Origin of the sequence: Flavobacterium sp. CS20, from assembly GCF_018080005.1 — a bacterium.
Taxonomy (GTDB): domain Bacteria; phylum Bacteroidota; class Bacteroidia; order Flavobacteriales; family Flavobacteriaceae; genus Psychroflexus.
Genome location: NZ_CP073015.1, coordinates 1,624,153 through 1,643,418 on the forward strand (window position 1 = coordinate 1,624,153; position 19,266 = coordinate 1,643,418).

Here is a 19,266-nt window from a genome sequence, read left to right on the forward strand (position 1 = left end):
ATTTTACGTATTTTTATATCGTGATGACGTATCAAGAATTACTCAAAAAAAACGAAGAAAACAGCATTTTTATAAAAAATCTAAAAGCAAAAAATGCATCACTACAAGCTCAATTAGATCAGCTTGTAAAACTCATTAACGGCTTCAAGTCTGAACGCTTTGTTTCTAATGAAGTATCTAATGAGCAATTCAATCTGTTTTCAGATACCAACCAAGAGATAGAAGCGTCAGAAGAAGAACCATCGCAGACTATAACTTACAATCGTAAGAAGAAAAAACACCATGGGCGTAATAAACTACCTGAACATCTACCAGTAAAAGAAGTTATCATTGAGCCAAAAGAAGATACAGAAGATTTGGTGAAAATTGGAGAAGAAGTTTCAGAAACCTTAGAATATACCCCAGCAAGCTTAATAAAAAGACGCACGATACGACCAAAGTACGCCAATAAAAGTAAGGACAAAATAATCATAGGTGAGTTACCTACTCGTCCTATCCCAAAATCAATAGTTGAAGCTTCCCTGTTAGCCTATATATTAACGGCTAAATTTGTTGACCATTTACCTTTATACAGACAAATTCGACGTTTCAAAAGAGAATTTGGTTGGGAAGTAGCTCAAAGCACAATGTGCGATTGGGTTGATAGCTGTTGTCAACTATTAGATCCGCTATACAATACCTTAAAACAAAAAATATTAGAATCCGATTACATACAAGCAAATGAATCCCCGATTAAAGTATTAGACAAAGACAAAAAAGGAAGCACCCACCAAGGTTACCAATGGGTATATCGCAACCCCTTGCAAGGTCTTGTATTATTCAATTATCACAAAGGACGTGGGCAACACGGTCCTAAAGAGATATTACTCAATTACCAAGGCTATTTGCAATGCGATGGCTACCAAGTATATGATAAAATTGGGCAACAACAAGGTATTACATTAGTAGGATGTTTGGCACATGCTCGAAGAAAATTCTTTGATGCAAAAGACAATGACTCAACTATAGTAAATAAAATTCTTGAACAAATTCAAAAAATATATCTCGAAGAAAGAGAAATAAAAAAAATAGCAAAAGAAGACTTAGCACTCAAGCAAAAGTTACGAGAAGAAAAAATAGCTCCAAAACTTGAGCAAATAAAAACTTGGATAGAAGCACAAAGCATAAAGGTATTACCTAAAAGTGCAGTAGGTAAAGCTATGAGTTATTACCTTAATCAATATCCAAAAATAAAAGCCATTACATTAGATCCGAGATTAGAGTTAGACAATAATCTAATTGAAAACGCCATACGTCCGCTTGCACTAGGAAGAAAAAATTATCTTTTTGCTGGATCACATAAGGGAGCTCAGAACATTGCTATAATGTACTCTTTATTTGCAAGTTGTAAAATCAATAATGTAAACCCACAAGAATGGTTGAAAGACGTACTTGAAAAAATACCAGATTATAATATTCAAAAACTTGAAGAATTACTCCCTAATAATTGGATACAAAATCATAAATAACATGTAGTTGCTCGTGGGGATACTGTAGAAAATTGCAAACTATTCATCAAGTGTCATAGTCTACAGAATAAATGTTTTATTTTTAATTATGAGGAAATAAGATAAAATGAAGTTGAATTATGATTGATTTAAATATGTTTCTTGCTTTCTAAAGATAGATTCAAATTTTAGCGCTTTTGTCTTTCCATATATATTTTCATAAAAATATGTGACGCCATATTACGGGCGTTATTTTTAGCACGATCGGCTTTTTCGCCAGTAAAATTTTCATTCACTGTTTCAAACCACAGATTAAGCCAAATGCCAAAATGCTTTTGTTCTATGCTTTCATTAAAATTTTGATCGACTTCAATATGAGCCTTTTTGGGATTACCTTTGTATTTATTTTTAAAAAATAAATTGGTTTCCCAAAAATCAGTGAGCTTTTTGAGATGTTCGTCCCAATCTTGAACGCTCTCATTAAAAAAATGACCAATCTCTTTATTTTGACGAACTTTATTATAGAAGTCATTGACTAATTTAGTCACGTCTTCTCTATTCTGTAAATCCTCATCAATCATGATGACCGTTTCAAGTTGAAGATATAAAAAACTTAGCTATTTGATATTCTAAAGACCCATAAATATTCTTTATTAAAAAAAGTTTTTAGAAAACATTCCTAAATTTAAATATCAGTAAACTTATTGCCATCCACCACCTAAACTTCTGTATAGCTCAACAATAGCACTGAATTTATTAAATTTTATTTGAGTAACTTCAAGCTCTGAAGCTAAGGTATTTTCTTGAGCATTCAAGACTTCAAGATAATTTGCTAAGCCGTTGTTTAACAATTCTTGCGAGTCTTCTAAGGCTTTTTCATAAGCTTGATACTCTTTAGTTTTTGACTCTATTCTTTGAATAGCGTTTTGGTAATTCAGCATGGCATCAGAAACTTCTTTGCTGGCTGTTAGCAAAGTTTTCTCAAAACTCAAAAGAGCTTGTTCCTTTTGGCTCAATGCTACTTCATAGTCCGTCCTAATTTGTCTTCTGTTAAAAATAGGTTGAGTAAATCCTCCTATTATAGTTGAAAACAAAGAATTAGATGAAATAAAGTTGTCAAAATCTAAACTTTGAAAACCACCCGTAGCAGAAATAGTTATAGAAGGATAAAATCTACTTTTGGCAACATTTGTCAGTTCAAAAGCATTTATCAAGTTGTATTCTGCAGCAATCACATCTGGTCTATTTTCTAATAAGTCTGAAGCTACACCAATAGTCAATTCTTGATTGATTTCTTGATCTGAAAAATCACTTCTTTTAAATTCACCTCGTGATTGTCCTTTCAAAATTGAAAGCGTATTTTCTAACAGTTTTATGTTATTTTTTAAATCAAGTAAAAGAGCTTCAGCATTAAAAACCAATGCTTCTGTTTGGTTTACAGCAACAGAAGTTACATTGCCAGCTTCTTTTAATGCCTTAGTTGTTTCAAGACTCTTTCGCCTATTTTCCAAAGTTTTTTCAGTTATTCTTACCTGTTCGTCTAAGGCCAAAATCTGATAATAACCTGTCACTATTCTAGAAATTAAATCAGTTTTCACCGCTTTATGAACAGCTTGAGACTGCATAAAACTAGCCTGAGTCGCTCTTTTATTGCTTCTTATTTTGCCCCAAATATCAGCTTCCCAAGACAAGGCACCACTGAGTTCATACTGATCTATTGATGAAAACCAGCCACCAAATTGTGAATTTTTAGATAATTCCTGATGAGTAAAATTACCATTGAGATTCACACTAGGATAATATCCAGCTTTACCTTGTTTATAATAAGAATTTGCAGCCATAATTTGTTGCAAAGCTATCCTTATATCTTGATTGTTTTCTAGAGCTTCTTCAATGTGATTTTGAAGTATTGGATCAGTAAACATTTCTTTCCAACTGACTTTAGAAACTGGAATAGAATCTTTTGGAAGTTGATCTGTTCTATAGCTTACAGATTCAATTTGTTCTTCAGGTCGTTTATAGTCTTTTGCTACAAAACATGATTGCAGTGAAGACAAACAAATAATTACGAGAATGGATTTTATACTATATTTCATGATCTATAAGATTCTTTTAGATTAGCTTGAGCTTTTCTGACTCTCTCTCTACTGGATGGACTAACTTTTTCTTGCAACCATTGAAAAACCACAAACAGAACTGGTATGACAAAAATTCCAATAACAGTTCCAACAAATAAACCACCTGTGGCTCCTGTTCCAATTGAATTATTTCCTTCAGCACCTACACCGCCAGCAAAAACTAATGGGAGCAATCCTATGATGAAAGCAAAAGATGTCATCAAGATAGGTCTCAACCTTACTTTGGCTGCGTTTAGTCTTGCATCGTAAAGGCTAAAACCAGCGTTACGTCTTTGTATGGCAAATTCTACTATCAAAATGGCATTTTTTGCTAGTAATCCAACAAGCATAATAAGGGCAATTTGGAAATAAATATTGTTTTCTAATCCAGCTAAATTTGTGCTCCAAAATGCTCCTGCAACTCCTATAGGTAAAGATAAGATAACGGCAAACGGGAGAAGATAACTTTCATATTGTGCAGAAAGAAAGAAAAAAACAAATAGAATACTTAAAGCAAATATTACAATAGATTGACCACTTGCATTTATTTCTTCACGCGTAATCCCTGAGAAAGCGATATCGTAGTCATTACCTAATTGTTTTTCTGCTAAATCCCTGATTGATTGAATAGCATCTCCAGAGCTATAGCCAGGTGCTGAACTTCCATTTATAGTCACAGCATTATAAAGATTAAATCTCTTGATACTCTGTGATTCATAAACTCTTTCTAAATTTACAAATTCTGAAACTGGCGAATTTTCTCCTGATGGGAGTCTCATAAAAATACTATTTAGGCTTTCTACATCTTCACGATCTTCTGGCAATGCTTGAACAAAAACCCTATACTGTTTTCCAAACCTAGAGAAATTAGAGACAAAGAATCCACCTAAATAAGATTGCATAGTAGATAAAACATCATTTACAGTTAAACCACTAGCTTTAATTTTAGGCACATTTAAATCCATTTTAAATTGTGGAAATTCTGAACTAAACGAACTATTGGCATAAGCTATTGATGGAGATTGAAATAATCCACCGACAAATCTTTTACTCGTTTCATCTAATTCTTTTAATGACCCCGAAGATTTATCTACAAGTTGCATTTCAAAACCATCTGTCGCACCATATCCAGGAACACTAGGTGGCATAAAATATATAATCTGTGCATCTGCTATGTCAGAAGTAGTTTGAGTTAACTTCCTTATTATAGCGTTGATTTGGGTGTCTTCGGTTGTTCTTTGTTCCCATTTATCTAAAACGATAAATCCAATAGCGTATGGACTACCTGCACCAGAGAAGAAGTTAATACCTGAAACAAAAGATCCTGTTTTTACACCTTTTATTTTTTTAATTCGATCGTAAACTTCTTCTGTCACCTGAAAAGTTCTATCTAATGAAGCTCCAGAAGGCAGTGCCATGTTAACAAAAATAACACCTCTATCTTCAGATGGAACAAATCCTGTTGGCGTAATTTTATTAGCAAAATATATAGCAAGACCTGCTATTAAAATAATAAGTAAAGTAACCCATTTTTGTCTTACCAAAAACTTTAATGAACTCACATATTTGTTTCTTACGGCATTAAAACCTGCATTAAAAGCATTGTAAAATCGCTGTAAAAGGTTTGTTTTCTTATTTTTTTTAGGAGGTTTTAAAAATAAAGCACATAATGCTGGACTTAAGGTCAAAGCATTTACAGCTGAAATAATTATGGCTACAATTAATGTAACACCAAATTGTTCATAAAACACCCCAGCAGTTCCTTGAATAAACGTAATTGGAATAAAAACGGCTGACATAACAAGTGTTATAGAAACAATTGCACCACTAATTTCGCTCATAGCAGATAATGATGCTTCTTTAGCACTTTCAACTCCACCTTCTAATTTTGCATATACTGCTTCAACAACCACAATGGCATCGTCCACCACAATTCCAATGGCTAAAAGAAGAGCAAAAAGCGTCAGTAAATTGATAGAATAGCCAAATATATTTAAGAAAAAGAAAGTTCCTACTATGGATACTGGAACAGCTATGGCAGGAATCAAAGTAGATTTAAGATCTTGTAGAAATATAAAAACCACAAAGAATACAAGTATAAAGGCTTCAAAGAGAGTTCTAAGTAATTTATCTAATGATGCGGTTAAAAAATCATTTGAATCAAAGTTGACAATAAATTCTAAACCCTTAGGAAAATCCTCTTTCAACTCATCCATTTTAGCATATATATTTTCGATAACCTCTTGTGCATTGGAGCCTGGAGTTTGAAAAATACCAAAGTTGACACTTGGATGACCATTACTTCTAGATAAAATGTTATAAGAAAAAGCGTCCAATTCTACTTTTGCTACATCTTTCAATCTAAGAAATTGATTGTTATCTAATGTTTTTAAGATGATATTTCCGTACTCTTCGGCCGTTTTAAGTCGTCCTTTGTAAGTGATTACATATTCAAAGGCTTTTCCTGCATTTTGTCCTATAGCACCTGCTGCTCGCTTCTTGACTTTGCTCTGTTATAGTCGCGATTACTTCAGAAGAATTTATACTGTAGCCCGCCATTTTGTCTGGGTCTAACCAAACTCGCATAGAGTAGTCTTTTCCACCAAATACATCAACATTAGCTACTCCATTGATTCGTTGTAATTCTGGGCGTATATTTATATTGAGATAATTTTGAATAAAAGTATCAGAATAATCCTCACTTGTTGAATATATACCCGCATAAAGTAGAGCTGAGTTTTGCTGTTTTTCTGTAATAACTCCATTTCTTATCACTTCACTTGGAAGCACAGCATTAGCTCTTGCTACTCTGTTTTGAACATTCACAGCAAGAATATCAGCATCGTATCCTTTTTCAAAAAATACAGTTATTGTTGCACTTCCATCATTACTCGCAGATGAGGTAATGTATGTCATACCTTCCACACCATTGATTTCTTCTTCTATAGGTGTTATAACACTCTCTAAAATAGTCTTGGCATTGGCTCCAGGAAAACTTGTAGTAACTCTGACTGTTGGTGGTGCTATATCAGGATATTGGGTTACTGGCAATTGTTCTATCCCAAGAATCCCTAGCATCACGATTATAATGGAAACTACCGTAGATAAAACTGGTCTTTCTATAAATGTTTTTAGCATGATATATATTATTTAAAAACTTTATCAAATGAATTTACAATCGAATCCATTGTTGAAGAAATAGGTTTTATCTTAACCCCGTCATTAATTTTATTAGCACCTCTTGCAACAATTTTATCTCCTTTACTTAGACCGGATTTAACAATATAATAAGGGTCAGCTCTGACTACATCAATCACTTTTTCAGTAACAGTAGAGTCTGATCTGTTAAATTTAAAAACAAATTCTTTACCTTGTCGGGAGTAAGTAGATACTCTAGGAACAACAAGAGCATTTTTGGTGTCGTTTGGAATTTTTATTCTACCAGTCAAACCATCTTTTAGAATAAATTCAGGATTATCAAAAGTAGCTCTAAACCTAACTGTTCCTGTCTCGCGATTCACTTGACTAGAAATACTTGTGATTTTTCCTTTTTTGTTGTATTCTTTTCCATTAGACATAATTAAAGTAACCTCTGGAAATGATGATTCTAAATTGGTTTTTGATTTTGTATCGGCATTAAACTGATTGACCATATTCAGAAAATCCTTTTCATTAACCGAAAAATAAGCAAAGACTTTATCGGTTTTTACCACTCTTGTTAGAGGAGTGATGTCATTAGGGTTTATCAGTGCACCTTCTCTGTAATTTATGGTGCCTACATATCCATCAACAGGACTTTTGATTGTAGCATAATTTACATTTGCAGTAATACTTTTTAAATCGCTTTTTGCGGTTTCTAATTGAGCCTTAGCAGTTTCCAATTGTTTTGGACTTACAATTTCTTTTTCTACCAAAGGTTTTAGCTTTTCTACTTCAATTTGAGCAAGATTTACCCTAGCTCTGTCGCTGATGCATTTCCACTCAAACTTTCAGTTTCAAGTTTGAACAAAATCTCTCCTTTTTTAACTGCAAGACCTTCTTCAACAACAACTTCTGTCATATATCCAGACACTTTTGACCTAATGTCACTACTCACAACCCCTTCAATCTGTGTAGGATATTCAGCAAAAGTTGTAATATCTTTAGTCTCTACCTCTATAATTGGTAGATTAGGTGGTGGTGGTGCTTGCCTTTTGGGTTTATTTTGGCAGGCACTTACAATGATTGCTAAGAAAGATAAAAGAACGATTAATTTATTTTTCATGATGTTCTAGATTATAACTTGTTTGTTTGAGTTTATTTATAGTTTTAATGATATTTTCTTTTTCGGTTTTCAAATGATTTTCTACTATTGAAACGCCACCTTGACTCATATCCTGTTCTTTTTTATATTCAATAACTTTGGTGAGCATTGCAATCTCCCTTTTTATTTTAATCAAGTGAAGTTCTAAAGTTTTCCTCAAATAATCGCATTTAGTTTTAAAGTAGCGTTTTCTGTTATCTTCTTTATAGATATAATCTACGCGTCCTTCATCTATCAAGTAATTTAATTGACAAGAGACAGAACTTTTACTAGCATTTGTGAAATTAATCAACTCCTCAAAAGTTATATATTTTTCTCTTGAAAGAATAAGTAATGAATATATTTTTGCCGCTAAGGGTGGCAAATTATATTCAACTTCAAAATGCGAAGTCAACTCTTCTATCAAGGTATTACCTTTGTTCAAAACAGTAAAATTAATTTTGAGTGGCAAATATAATTTTAGTTCGGTTTCAAACGAACAAGCCTATCATAAATTAATGTTAACACACTTTATTTTAATCTTTGCTTAAGAAATGTTGGGCATTTCTTTACTTCGTTTTAAAAATAATTTTAACTTAAACCATAAAATGTATTCTCAAATACAATTTTGTTTTTGATGAAAGTGTATAATTAAACTCTATACTTAAATACGTTTTCATAACTAAATATTATTTTTATTTATTCTAAATAAACTTTTAAAATCAAAAGTTTCGATTTATTTTTGTCGCTCTTAATTTGATTAAATCTAAATAAAAGCCAATGCACAAGTTTATTTTCACTCTCTTATCATTATTAATAGCAAGTTTTGTTTTTGCACAAGACAAAAAACAACAAAAAACAGTTAAATATGACTCTATAGAAAATCTAAATGAAGTTATAATCACCGCTAGTAAACTTCTCGGCGGTAAATTTGAAGCCAAAAACAGAACGGGCTCGGCTTACTATTTGTCTTCTAAAGACATTGAAAAGCACAATTATTTTGATATCACCAGAGTTATGGCTGAGTACCAGGCGTCAATATTTATGAAGAAGATGGCTTTGGACTAAGACCAAATATCAGTTTAAGAGGAACTTCACCCGAAAGATCTTCAAAAATCACATTAATGGAAGATGGCGTTTTGGTCGCACCTGCTCCCTATTCTGCTCCTGCAGCCTATTATTTTCCAAATGTAGCCCGAATGCAAGCTGTAGAAGTCTTAAAAGGAAGCAGCCAAATACAATATGGACCATTTACCACTGGTGGTGCCATTAATTTTGTGTCAACCGAAATTCCTAATTCATTTCAAGGTGAAATAAAATCTAACTATGGCTCTTTTGGAACTACTAATACCCTTGCCAGATTTGGCGACTCTTATCAAAACATTGGCTATTCCATTGAATATATGAAAAATAAATCTGATGGTTTTAAAGATTTAGACGGTCCTGGAGGAACTGGTTTTGACAGAAATGATATTGTTGGAAAAATTAGAATCAATACCAACCCTGATGCCAAAATTTATCAATCTTTAGAATTAAAACTTCAATACAGCGACGAAGATTCTGATGAAACCTACCTCGGTCTAACTCAAGAAGATTTTGATAAAACACCATTTAGAAGATATGCAGGAAGTCAAGTTGACAATATGCGAACTTTTCACAGACAAGTGATGCTAACCCATATGGCAGAGTTTACTAAAAATATAGTGTTAACCACAACTTTCTACAACAACGAATTTGATCGTAATTGGTTCAAACTTGATCGTGTGGTTAGTGGCGTTAATACAGTTGGAATTTCAGATTTATTAGAAAATCCCAATGATTTTCCACAAGCTTTTTCTTATATCACAGGAAGTGATTCTGCCTGATGATGCTTTAAGGGTAAAAAATAATAACCGCGAATATTATTCTCGTGGTATTCAAACTAAATTTGATTATCATTTTACAACAGGTCAAGTATTTCACGACATTGAAGTTGGATTTCGTTATCACAGTGATGAAGAAGACCGCTTTCAGTGGTTTGATGATTTTAGGATGGAAAATGGTGTAATGCAACTTACAAGCTCAGGTATGCCTGGCACAGAAAGCAATAGAATCTCTGGTGCAGATGCCGTTTCAGCTCACCTGCTTTACAAATTAAAAATTGATAAGTTAACGCTTACACCGGGTTTACGTTATGAAAATGTAGAATTGACCAGAGAGAATTTTGGCACATCTGATGTTACACGAGAAGGAACAAACTTGAATATAACTGAAAACAACTTCGATCAATTTATTCCTGGTATTGGTGCTAATTATAAATTTAACAATAACTTTTCTGCTTTTGTAGGCTTACACAAAGGTTTTGCTCCTGCTGGTTTTGTAGAAAATCAAAATCCAGAAGAAAGCTTAAATTTCGAAATAGGAACACGTTTTGATTACAAAGGATTGAGTGGTGAAATCATAGGATTTTATAACGATTACAGCAATATGCTTGGAAGCGATTTAGCGGCTCTCGGTGGCGTAGATGGCAACTTAGACTTATTTAATGCTGGTGAAGTTGATGTGAAAGGTATTGAATTTCAAGTGACCTACGACCTCTTAAAAAATACTCAGCACAGTTTACCTATCAACTTCAATTACACCTATACAGATACCGAGTTCAAAACAGCATTTAGCTCACTTGTAGGCATTTGGGGCGATGTAGAAGTTGGAGATGATTTGCCTTACATTCCAAAACATCAATTCAACTTAGGTGTTGGTTATGGCTTTGAACGTTTTGAGTTTAACCTCAACACAAGATATAGAGATGAATTCAGAACCCAAGCTGGTGTAGGCTCTATTCCTTTAGAAAACAAAGTAGAATCTTTATTTTTGGTTGACGCATCAGTCTCTTACCAATTAAACTCACAGTTAAAACTGAGCACTAATGTTATTAATTTATTTGACAATGAATACCTCGTCGCAAGAGTTCCAGCAGGTTTAAGACCAGGTCATCCCTTTGGAATTTATGCTGGTTTTCATTTAAAATTTTAAAATGTAGTCATACAACTGAACATTATTTTTGAAGAAAAATAAGCGACTTGATTGAATAATGAAGTCGCTTTTTGGTGTATTATCACCAAGGGATTTAAATCCCTTGAAATGTTCTAACAATGCCGAATATTTTTTGATAGTAGAGAAGCACAAATGCTTCTGCAGAATCATTTAATACTAAGATAAAGGCTTTTAGAAGTCAATTTAGAGATGTAAGATCAGTAGCTTTTTTTTTGTTCAAATTATCAAAAATTTATGCATGAAATTTTTAATCCCATAACTTTTTTGCTTGACTCATAATTTGTTTTAAATTATAAATAGTTACAAATATTTTAGTTAAACTTAATTTTTAAAATCATTTGAAATCTTATATTTTAAACTGTGTAAATTCAAAAGGTTTAAAGATATATAAAATTAATCTCGTAATCGAGTGTCAAGGCTTATTAACATTTGAAGTGTTTGAAATCAAATTTATAATAATAAACAGTTTATTTTTCATTAATCACATTAAATTTTAACATATTAAAGCTACTAAATCAAAATCAACCCACCGCAAAATCATCCTCGTTGATATGGATGCTTTTTATGCTTCCGTAGAGCAAATGGATAAGCCTGAATTACAAGGCAAAGCCATTGCCGTTGGTGGCAGTTCAAAACGTGGTGTTGTAGCTACAGCAAGCTATGAAGCTCGGAAGTTTGGTGTAAAAAGTGCGATGAGTAGTTATAAAGCGGCTCAGCTTTGTCCGGACTTGATTTTTGTCAAACCGCGATTTGATCGCTACAAAGAAATATCTCAACGCATCCGAAAAATATTTTTTGAATATACTGATTTGGTTGAGCCACTATCTTTAGACGAAGCTTACTTGGATGTAACCCAAAACAAAAAAGGTCAACCCAGTGCGACAAAAATAGCTGAAGAAATACGCCAAAAAATAAAAACTCAAGTGGGTTTAAATGCATCAGCGGGTATTTCTATCAATAAATTTTTGGCAAAAGTGGCAAGCGATATCAACAAGCCTAATGGTCAAAAAACCATTCCACCTGAAGAGGTTGAGAAATTTATAGAACAATTAGAAATCAGACTATTTTACGGCGTAGGAAAAGTTACTCAAGAAAAAATGTATCGACTTGGTATTTTTACGGGTTTGGATTTAAAACTGAAATCACTTGAATTTCTAAAGGAGCATTTTGGCAAAAGTGGAAAGTATTATTATTTGGTGTCTCGTGGCATTCATCACAGTCCTGTAAAAGCAGAACGCACCAGAAAATCACTCGGTGCAGAACGTACCTTTAAAGACAACATAAGTTCTGAAGTTTTTTTAGAAGATAAGCTTCATTACATTGCAAAAGAAGTTAGTAAACGATTACAAAAACAAGATGTTGCTGGCAAAACCATTACATTAAAAATTAAATATTCTAATTTTGAAGTCCAAACTAGAAGTAAAACTTTAAAGTTGTATATTTCATCTGAAGAATTAATATATGAAGAAGCAAAAGCTCTACTCTATCAAAACAAACTGAAAGATTCTGTTAGGTTAATCGGTATTAGTCTTTCAAACCTTAATACAGAAAAAGAGAACAAAAACATAACAAAACCCATTTCAGCACAATTAAAATTTGAATTTTAAACCTATGGAAAAAACAATAGAAACAATCATAAAACCACCTCATCCTCATTTTGTTGGTGATGGATTTCGTGTGCATAATTTCATACCAAGCACTTATCCCTTAGATATGAAGCGTATGGATCCATTTATTTTGATGGATTACAACTCAAAATACTACTTTTCGCCAACAGAAACTCCACGTGGTGTTGGCGTGCATCCGCATCGGGGTTTTGAAACGGTAACCATAGCTTATCAAGGAAAAATAGCCCATCACGATAGCAATGGTGGCGGAGGTGTAATTGAACAAGGTGACGTGCAGTGGATAACAGCTGGTTCTGGAGTTTTACATAAAGAATACCACGAAAAATCATTTAGTAAAAAAGGTGGCGATTTTCAAATGGCACAACTTTGGGTAAACTTGCCTGCTAAACACAAAATGACTTCACCAAAATATCAAGCCATTTCTAAAAATAACCTCTCAAAACATCAATTAGACGGTGATTCTGGATATATAGAAGTTATTGCTGGAAATTACAAAAACACCCAAGGAAAAGCCGATACTTTTTCAGAGATACATATGATGAATGCCAAGTTAAATGCAAACGGTTCAGCTGAATTTAGTTTTCCTGCTGAATTTAATACCTGTGTCCTGGTTGTAGAAGGTGAGATTGAAATTCAAAACCAAAAAATTTTAACCGATCACTTTGTGTTGTTTGAAAACAATGGTGAAGATTTTGAAATTAAGGCTGATAAAGATGCTGTGGCTTTAGTTTTAAGCGGTCAGCCCTTAAATGAACCTATTGCGGCTCAAGACTCGTTTGTGATGAACACCAAAGCAGAAATTCATCAAGCCATCAAAGATTTTACAAATGGGAAATTTGGGCATTTAGAATAGAATATTGTTTGCTTTGAAATCATTTTTGTTATGATGGTAATTTTTTTAAGAATGATATCAATATATTGAAACTTTGCGAACTTAATTAACGTGAGTTCGATTTATAGAAAAATGTAAATCAGATGATTACATCTTTTTGTAAGCAAATTTTGTCATTTCGAACGAAGAATGAGGAGAAATCTCATCCTACCGAGATGTCTCGTCGCTCATGCTTCGCTCTTTCGACATAACAAATGATTAAATATCTGTATTTTATGAATATATTTTATTGGAATTTATATCAAACTCACGTTAATTAGTATAAGGTATTACAATAAAAAAAAACCGCCTCAATTATGAGGCGGTTTATAGTTTAAAAAGATTATATAAAAGACTTATTTATTATCTTCGTTCATCTTATCTTTTAGAGCTTGTAATTGAGAGTTAGCATCACCTAAAGTAGCTTTTTTATCTTCATCTTTAGCTTTAGCTCATACTTCTTTTACAATTTTCTCTTCTTCTTTCTTGTGAATAGAAGTGTGAGAAGCCACAACACGTTTGAATTCTTTATTGAACTCTATGATGATAAACTCTGCTTCTTCACCTTTTTTCAACTTAGAACCATCTTCTTTTTCAAGGTGTCGATTAGGGACAAAAGCCGTTACATCTTCATTAAATTCGACGGTTGCTCCTTTGTCCACAATTTCTTTAATTTCGGCGGTGTGTTTAGTTCCTACTGCGAAATCTTTAGCGTATTTATCCCAAGGATTGGTTTTAGTTTGTTTGTGACCTAAACTTAATTTACGGGCTTCAACATCTAATTCTAGAACAACAACTTCAAGCTCATCTCCTACTTTACAGAATTCTGATGGGTGTTTAATTTTTTCTGTCCAAGATAGATCAGAAATATATATTAAACCATCAATACCTTCTTCAAGTTCTACAAAAACGCCAAAATTAGTAAAGTTTCTAACGGTTCCTTTATGCTTAGAACCAACTGGATATTTTGAAGTGATATCTGTCCAAGGATCTGGCGTCATTTGTTTAATACCAAGCGACATTTTACGCTCTTCTCTATCTAAAGATAAAATTTTTGCTTCAACTTCATCGCCAACTTTTACAAAATCTTGAGCTGATCGTAAATGTGTACTCCATGACATTTCAGAAACATGAATTAGACCTTCAACGCCTTCTTCAACTTCTACAAAAGCTCCATAATCTGCAAGAACAGTTACTTTACCTTTAACAGTATCGCCAGGTTTTAGATTTTCATCAAGAGCTTCCCATGGATGTTTGCTCAACTGTTTTAAACCAAGTTGAATACGTGTTTTATCTTCGTCAAAGTCTAAAATTACAACGTTAAGTTTTTCATCAAGGTCTAATACTTCATTAGGATGATTGATTCTAGACCAAGATAAATCAGTGATATGAATTAATCCATCTACACCTCCAAGGTCAACAAATACACCATAAGATGTGATGTTTTTAACTACACCTTCTAAGACTTGACCTTTTTCTAACTGACCGATAATTTCTTTTTTCTGTTCTTCAATGTCAGCTTCGATAAGTGCTTTGTGAGAAACCACAATATTTTTGAACTCATGGTTGATTTTAACCACTTTAAATTCCATTTCTTTTCCAACGTAAGCATCGTAGTCTCTAATTGGTTTTACATCGATTTGAGATCCTGGTAAGAAAGCTTCAATACCGAACACATCGACAATCATACCGCCTTTGGTTCTACACTTAACGTGACCAGTAACAATTGTACCTTCATCGTGTGCTTTGTTAACTCGTTCCCAAGCTCTTATAACACGGGCTTTTCGGTGTGATAAAATCAATTGTCCTTCGGCATCTTCTCTGACATCAATAAGGACATCTACTGTATCGCCAACTTTAAGATCAGGGTTGTATCTGAATTCGTTTAAAGAGATAACGCCTTCGCTTTTGGCGTTAATATCTATGATAGCGTCTTCATCTGTGATGTTTATCACTTTACCTTGAACAACTTCGTTGTCTAAAGTTTCAACAAAGTTATCTTCAACAAGTTGTTCAAATTTTTCTAACTTTTCGTCATCAACTTCTTCGATTCCTTCTTCGTAGCGATGCCAATCAAAGTTTTCTAAAAATTCTTCAGGTTGGTCTTGTTGTGGGTTTGGTTTCACTTCTGCAACTTGTGTTTCTTCAGAAGTTGAAGCTTGATTTGCTTCTTTTTGTGTTTCTTCGGCAACTTGTGGTTGCACTTCGTTTTTTGTGTCTTCAGCCATTGCTGATTAAAATTTGTATTCTGCTCGATGTGGATTTATGCATTCAAACAGAAGTGTTTATACATTGATTTAAAAATATTTCCCGTTTAGAATCCACTTGCTCTAAAAGGGTTGCAAAAATACAATTATTTTTTTGAAAATCAATATATAATAAAAAAAGTAAATTTTATTAAGGAATTTAACTCTCTAAGTCTTCTTCTTCTCTGTTTTGAATATCAACTATACTTTCGTTAAAGTCTTCATCTTCGTAGTCGTCGATATCAAAATCGGCCATACTGACTTCAAGTTTAGTGCTGATTTTGACCAGATAGATAGTGTCTTCTGTGCGTACTTCAACCGCTTCTACACTTTCGTTTTTAGAGTTTTTAAATTTAATAATGTGCTTATCGTCATAACCATCAGGATATTTTTCGACTAACAACGAGAGTATTTCTAAAGTGAGTTTTTTATAGTCAACGATGATGCGTTTCATTACTTAAACTTTTGAACAAACATAATCAAAGGATTTTATTTTTAAAATTATTTCTCATTAATTTTAAATGTATTTTGAATAGTCACCAAGGTATCGCAATTTTTTATATTTAAAGCCAATTTATCTTCTTGATATTTTGACTCTATATAATAAAAATTACAAGGTTTTTTTCGTTGTTGACTTTTATTAAAGTTGACATTGCCGTCAGTTAAAAAAGATTGAATAAGCGAAGTATCTATGTTTTGTTGATGAAAAAAAAGCAAGGCTTTATCGTCAAAAACTCTTTGTTTTGTCCTTATGGTTTTTAGGACTCTATCTTCAGGTAAATAGTCAAAACTTACATCTTTTTTATCAAATATAATTTTGACAAACACAAGACCTATAGATAAACCAACGGCAAAGTATAAAATACGTTTTTTGAGACTCATAAATATTAAAATATCAGAAGATTAGGATCGCGGTAAGACAAATCAAACCAGTTAGCCACGGATTTACTTGTCAAAACGCCGTGGTAAAAATACAATCCATTTCTGAGACCAGAATCAAATCTTAAGGTATTTTCTATACCACCTTTTTCGCCGATATCTAAAAGATAAGGTGTAAACATATTGCTTATAGACACCGAAGATGTTCTGGCATATCGTGAAGGAATATTTGGAACGCCATAATGAATAACATCGTGTTTAACAACGACTGGATTTTCGTGAGATGTAACTTCAGAAGTTTCAACACAGCCACCCATATCAATGCTCACATCTATAATTACCGCTCCTTTTTTCATTTGTTTAACCATATTTTCAGCGACTAAAATGGGTGATCTGTTGACTCCTCTAACTGCACCGATCAGAACATCGGTGCGTTTTAAAGCTTTAATCAAATTTTTAGGTTGCAAAGTTGATGTATAAATTTGTTGATTTAGCTGGGTTTGAATACACCTTAATTTGGTCAACGAGCTATCAAAAACCTTGACGTTAGCCCCTAAACCTAAACTAGCTCGAGCCGCAAATTCTCCAACTGTGCCAGCCCCTAAAATAACGACTTCCGTTGGCGGAACACCACTAGTGTTGCCAAACATCAATCCGTTGCCGTATTTTGCACTCGACAGTATTTCGGAAGCGATGAGTATAGATGAAGTTCCAGCAATTTCACTTAGAGCTCTAACTGCTGGTGACCCGCCGTGTTCATCTTTTATAAATTCAAAAGCTAAAGCTGTAACACGTTTTTCGGCTAATTTTTGAAAATAAGATTTTTTTCGCATTTTCAATTGAAGAGCTGAAATCAGAATAGATTGAGGGTTCAATTTTTTAATTTCATCTAAACTTGGTGGCGATACTTTTAGAACGATTGGGCAGGCAAATATTTTATCCTTATCAGCACTTATTATACCACCAGCTTCACTATAATCACGGTCAGAAAATCCTGCATGCACGCCAGCATTTTTTTCGACATAAACTTTGTGCCCATTTGCAGCAAGTGCATGTATGGAATCGGGTGTTAAGCAAATGCGTTTTTCGCCGTCTGAAGTTTCTTTTGGTAAACCAATTAGCATTTCACTTTTGTTTTGAGAAATTTCGAGCATTTCTTCTTGTGGTATGAGTTCTTGCTGAGAAAATGGTGTTTGTAGTGTTTGCATTTTTAACTTGAATAATAAAATCTAATTTAGCAATTAAAATTTGATTAAGCATTTTAAATTTAAATTAAAATATTGATTTAAAATATTACTTTTGGCAAAAACAGTAATGTCAAAAAATTCTCCATTTCATTTTGAGGTATCTGAACGTAAGTTTTTACTCAGACTTTTTGATATTATAGTAGTTTGTCTAAACATTACAGCTCTTAATTATATTTTTGATAAAACTTATATTTATTTTGGCAAGGAGTTTTGGTTATGGACTAGTGTTTACTGTGCATATTTTATGATATTTGCTACTGTATTTGAGCTATATGTTCTCAATAAAGCAGAGTCGAGATTTAAAGTCTTTAAAAATTTATTTTTAACATTAGGCATTACAACGCTATCGTTTTTATTTACGCCGTTTATTACGCCCGAACTTCCAGCTAATAGAATTTTAATTCTTCATCTTTTTGGAGGTAATCTTCTATTTTTAACGCTTTGGAGGTTTTCTTACATCACTTTTATCACTTCACCAAGATTTTACAAACGCATAATTTTTGTAGGAAATAATTATAATATTGACCAAATTGTTGACGAACTTAAAGTTTTTGATGCCAACCTTAAAATAATAGGCTACATAGATTCAAATGACAGTTCTATAAAATCTAAAACCATTTCAAGATATAGAATTGATGACATCAAAAATGTCATTAAAAAAGAAAATATAGGCGAAATTGTCGTTGCAAATTCTTACAAAGGTGTTGACCAAAATTTGTATCATAGTCTCACACCACTTTTAAAAGAAGGTATTCCTATAAGACCCTATTCAAGTGTTTATGAAACTATTACCAATAAAATACTGCTTAAAGATATAGAAAACGATTTTTATTGTTACTTCCCTTTTAGCAGAAGCAATCAAAATAAACTCTATCTATCTTTCAGTAGGTTAGTCGATATTTCTTTTAGCTCTATTGGATTATTATTTTTAGGAATATTGCTTCCATTTGTAGCACTAACCAATTTATTTTTTAACAAAGGTACCCTTATTTTATGCTCAAGTTAGAGTAGGAAAATCATCAAAACCATTTAAAATAGTTAAATTAAGAACTATGATTAGAAATGCTGAAAAAGGTGGTGCTCAATGGGCAAAAAAAAACGATTCAAGAATTACTCCATTTGGTAAAATTCTAAGAAAAACACGGATAGATGAATTGCCCCAATTCATAAATGTATTTAAAGGCGATATGGGGCTTATTGGTCCAAGACCCGAACGCCCTGAATTTGTTGAAGAATTAAAAGAAAAAATACCGTTTTATGAAACCAGATACATTATTAAACCAGGTTTAACTGGCTGGGCACAAGTCAATGCAAAGTATGCAAGTTCTGATGATGATACTTTAGAAAAATTGCAATATGACTTATTCTATATCAAAGAGAGAAGCGTTTTCTTAGATTTTAGAATTATTGTAAAAACCATCTCAACAATCATATTCTTTAGAGGTCAGTAGTTAAGATGATGTGAGAATTACAAAT

16 protein-coding genes and 3 pseudogenes are annotated in these 19,266 nt (G+C 32.9%); 9 read left to right on the forward strand and 10 right to left on the reverse strand.

What is annotated here, in order from left to right:
* The first annotated feature begins 23 nt into the window (after positions 1 to 23).
* Positions 24 to 1,508 (forward strand): IS66 family transposase, encoded by a 1,485-nt coding sequence (locus IGB25_RS07665; protein WP_211064508.1) that lies wholly within the window; start codon positions 24 to 26, stop codon positions 1,506 to 1,508.
* 167 nt (positions 1,509 to 1,675) lie between these two features.
* Here the strand turns inward: IGB25_RS07665 and IGB25_RS07670 are convergent, their stop codons facing one another.
* From IGB25_RS07670 to IGB25_RS07690, 6 genes and pseudogenes are all read right to left on the reverse strand, one after another.
* Positions 1,676 to 2,068 carry a group III truncated hemoglobin gene (locus IGB25_RS07670; protein ID WP_371815876.1) on the reverse strand — a complete coding sequence of 131 codons (393 nt, stop codon included), beginning with the start codon at positions 2,066 to 2,068 and terminating at the stop codon, positions 1,676 to 1,678.
* A gap of 120 nt (positions 2,069 to 2,188) precedes the next feature.
* On the reverse strand, positions 2,189 to 3,583 hold the full coding sequence (locus IGB25_RS07675; RefSeq protein ID WP_211064509.1) for an efflux transporter outer membrane subunit: 1,395 nt from the start codon (positions 3,581 to 3,583) through the stop codon (positions 2,189 to 2,191).
* Positions 3,580 to 6,742 (reverse strand): annotated as a pseudogene (locus IGB25_RS07680) (efflux RND transporter permease subunit). Before IGB25_RS07680 ends, IGB25_RS07675 begins: the two are co-directional and overlap by 4 nt.
* 8 nt (positions 6,743 to 6,750) lie before the next feature.
* Positions 6,751 to 7,518 carry an efflux RND transporter periplasmic adaptor subunit gene (locus tag IGB25_RS07685; RefSeq protein WP_247653448.1) on the reverse strand — a complete coding sequence of 256 codons (768 nt, stop codon included), beginning with the start codon at positions 7,516 to 7,518 and terminating at the stop codon, positions 6,751 to 6,753.
* A 35-nt stretch (positions 7,519 to 7,553) separates the two neighbouring features.
* Positions 7,554 to 7,868 (reverse strand): biotin/lipoyl-binding protein, encoded by a 315-nt coding sequence (locus IGB25_RS14900; RefSeq protein WP_247653449.1) that lies wholly within the window; start codon positions 7,866 to 7,868, stop codon positions 7,554 to 7,556.
* The gene (locus tag IGB25_RS07690; protein ID WP_247653450.1) at positions 7,858 to 8,331 is read right to left on the reverse strand and encodes a GbsR/MarR family transcriptional regulator; all 474 of its coding nucleotides are present in this window, start codon (positions 8,329 to 8,331) and stop codon (positions 7,858 to 7,860) included. Before IGB25_RS07690 ends, IGB25_RS14900 begins: the two co-directional genes overlap by 11 nt.
* 335 nt (positions 8,332 to 8,666) lie before the next feature.
* On the opposite strand from IGB25_RS07690, the gene IGB25_RS15550 reads away from it, so the two are divergent.
* From IGB25_RS15550 to IGB25_RS07705, 6 genes and pseudogenes are all read left to right on the forward strand, one after another.
* Entirely contained in the window at positions 8,667 to 8,954 is a 288-nt protein-coding gene (locus tag IGB25_RS15550; RefSeq protein ID WP_371815877.1) for a hypothetical protein, read from the forward strand.
* Between the two features lie 8 nt (positions 8,955 to 8,962).
* Positions 8,963 to 9,751, forward strand: coding sequence for a TonB-dependent receptor plug domain-containing protein (locus tag IGB25_RS15555; RefSeq protein ID WP_371815981.1), 789 nt, complete (start codon positions 8,963 to 8,965; stop codon positions 9,749 to 9,751).
* On the forward strand, positions 9,702 to 10,898 hold the full coding sequence (locus IGB25_RS15560; protein ID WP_371815878.1) for a TonB-dependent receptor family protein: 1,197 nt from the start codon (positions 9,702 to 9,704) through the stop codon (positions 10,896 to 10,898). Before IGB25_RS15555 ends, IGB25_RS15560 begins: the two co-directional genes overlap by 50 nt.
* Positions 10,899 to 11,041: 143 nt before the next feature.
* A pseudogene (locus IGB25_RS15565) lies at positions 11,042 to 11,161 on the forward strand (DDE transposase); the annotation flags it as partial.
* 258 nt (positions 11,162 to 11,419) lie between these two features.
* Entirely contained in the window at positions 11,420 to 12,526 is a 1,107-nt protein-coding gene (gene dinB, locus IGB25_RS07700) for a DNA polymerase IV (RefSeq protein WP_256437272.1), read from the forward strand.
* A 4-nt stretch (positions 12,527 to 12,530) separates the two neighbouring features.
* A complete protein-coding gene (locus tag IGB25_RS07705) occupies positions 12,531 to 13,400 on the forward strand; it encodes a pirin family protein (RefSeq protein ID WP_211064511.1) in 870 nt (289 codons plus the stop codon).
* A gap of 374 nt (positions 13,401 to 13,774) precedes the next feature.
* Here the strand turns inward: IGB25_RS07705 and rpsA are convergent.
* The 4 genes and pseudogenes from rpsA to IGB25_RS07725 form a co-directional block, all read right to left on the reverse strand.
* Positions 13,775 to 15,646, reverse strand: a pseudogene (gene rpsA, locus IGB25_RS07710) (30S ribosomal protein S1).
* Between the two features lie 178 nt (positions 15,647 to 15,824).
* Positions 15,825 to 16,118, reverse strand: coding sequence for a hypothetical protein (locus IGB25_RS07715; protein WP_211064512.1), 294 nt, complete (start codon positions 16,116 to 16,118; stop codon positions 15,825 to 15,827).
* Between the two features lie 47 nt (positions 16,119 to 16,165).
* Entirely contained in the window at positions 16,166 to 16,546 is a 381-nt protein-coding gene (locus IGB25_RS07720; protein ID WP_211064513.1) for a hypothetical protein, read from the reverse strand.
* A 5-nt stretch (positions 16,547 to 16,551) separates the two neighbouring features.
* Positions 16,552 to 17,751 carry an alanine dehydrogenase gene (locus IGB25_RS07725; RefSeq protein ID WP_211064514.1) on the reverse strand — a complete coding sequence of 400 codons (1,200 nt, stop codon included), beginning with the start codon at positions 17,749 to 17,751 and terminating at the stop codon, positions 16,552 to 16,554.
* Between the two features lie 91 nt (positions 17,752 to 17,842).
* Between IGB25_RS07725 and IGB25_RS07730 the strand changes: the two genes are divergently transcribed.
* Complete coding sequence (locus IGB25_RS07730) at positions 17,843 to 18,796, forward strand: nucleoside-diphosphate sugar epimerase/dehydratase (RefSeq protein WP_371815879.1); 954 nt, start codon at positions 17,843 to 17,845, stop codon at positions 18,794 to 18,796.
* A 28-nt stretch (positions 18,797 to 18,824) separates the two neighbouring features.
* Positions 18,825 to 19,241 (forward strand): sugar transferase, encoded by a 417-nt coding sequence (locus tag IGB25_RS15570; RefSeq protein ID WP_371815982.1) that lies wholly within the window; start codon positions 18,825 to 18,827, stop codon positions 19,239 to 19,241.
* Positions 19,242 to 19,266 lie beyond the last annotated feature (25 nt).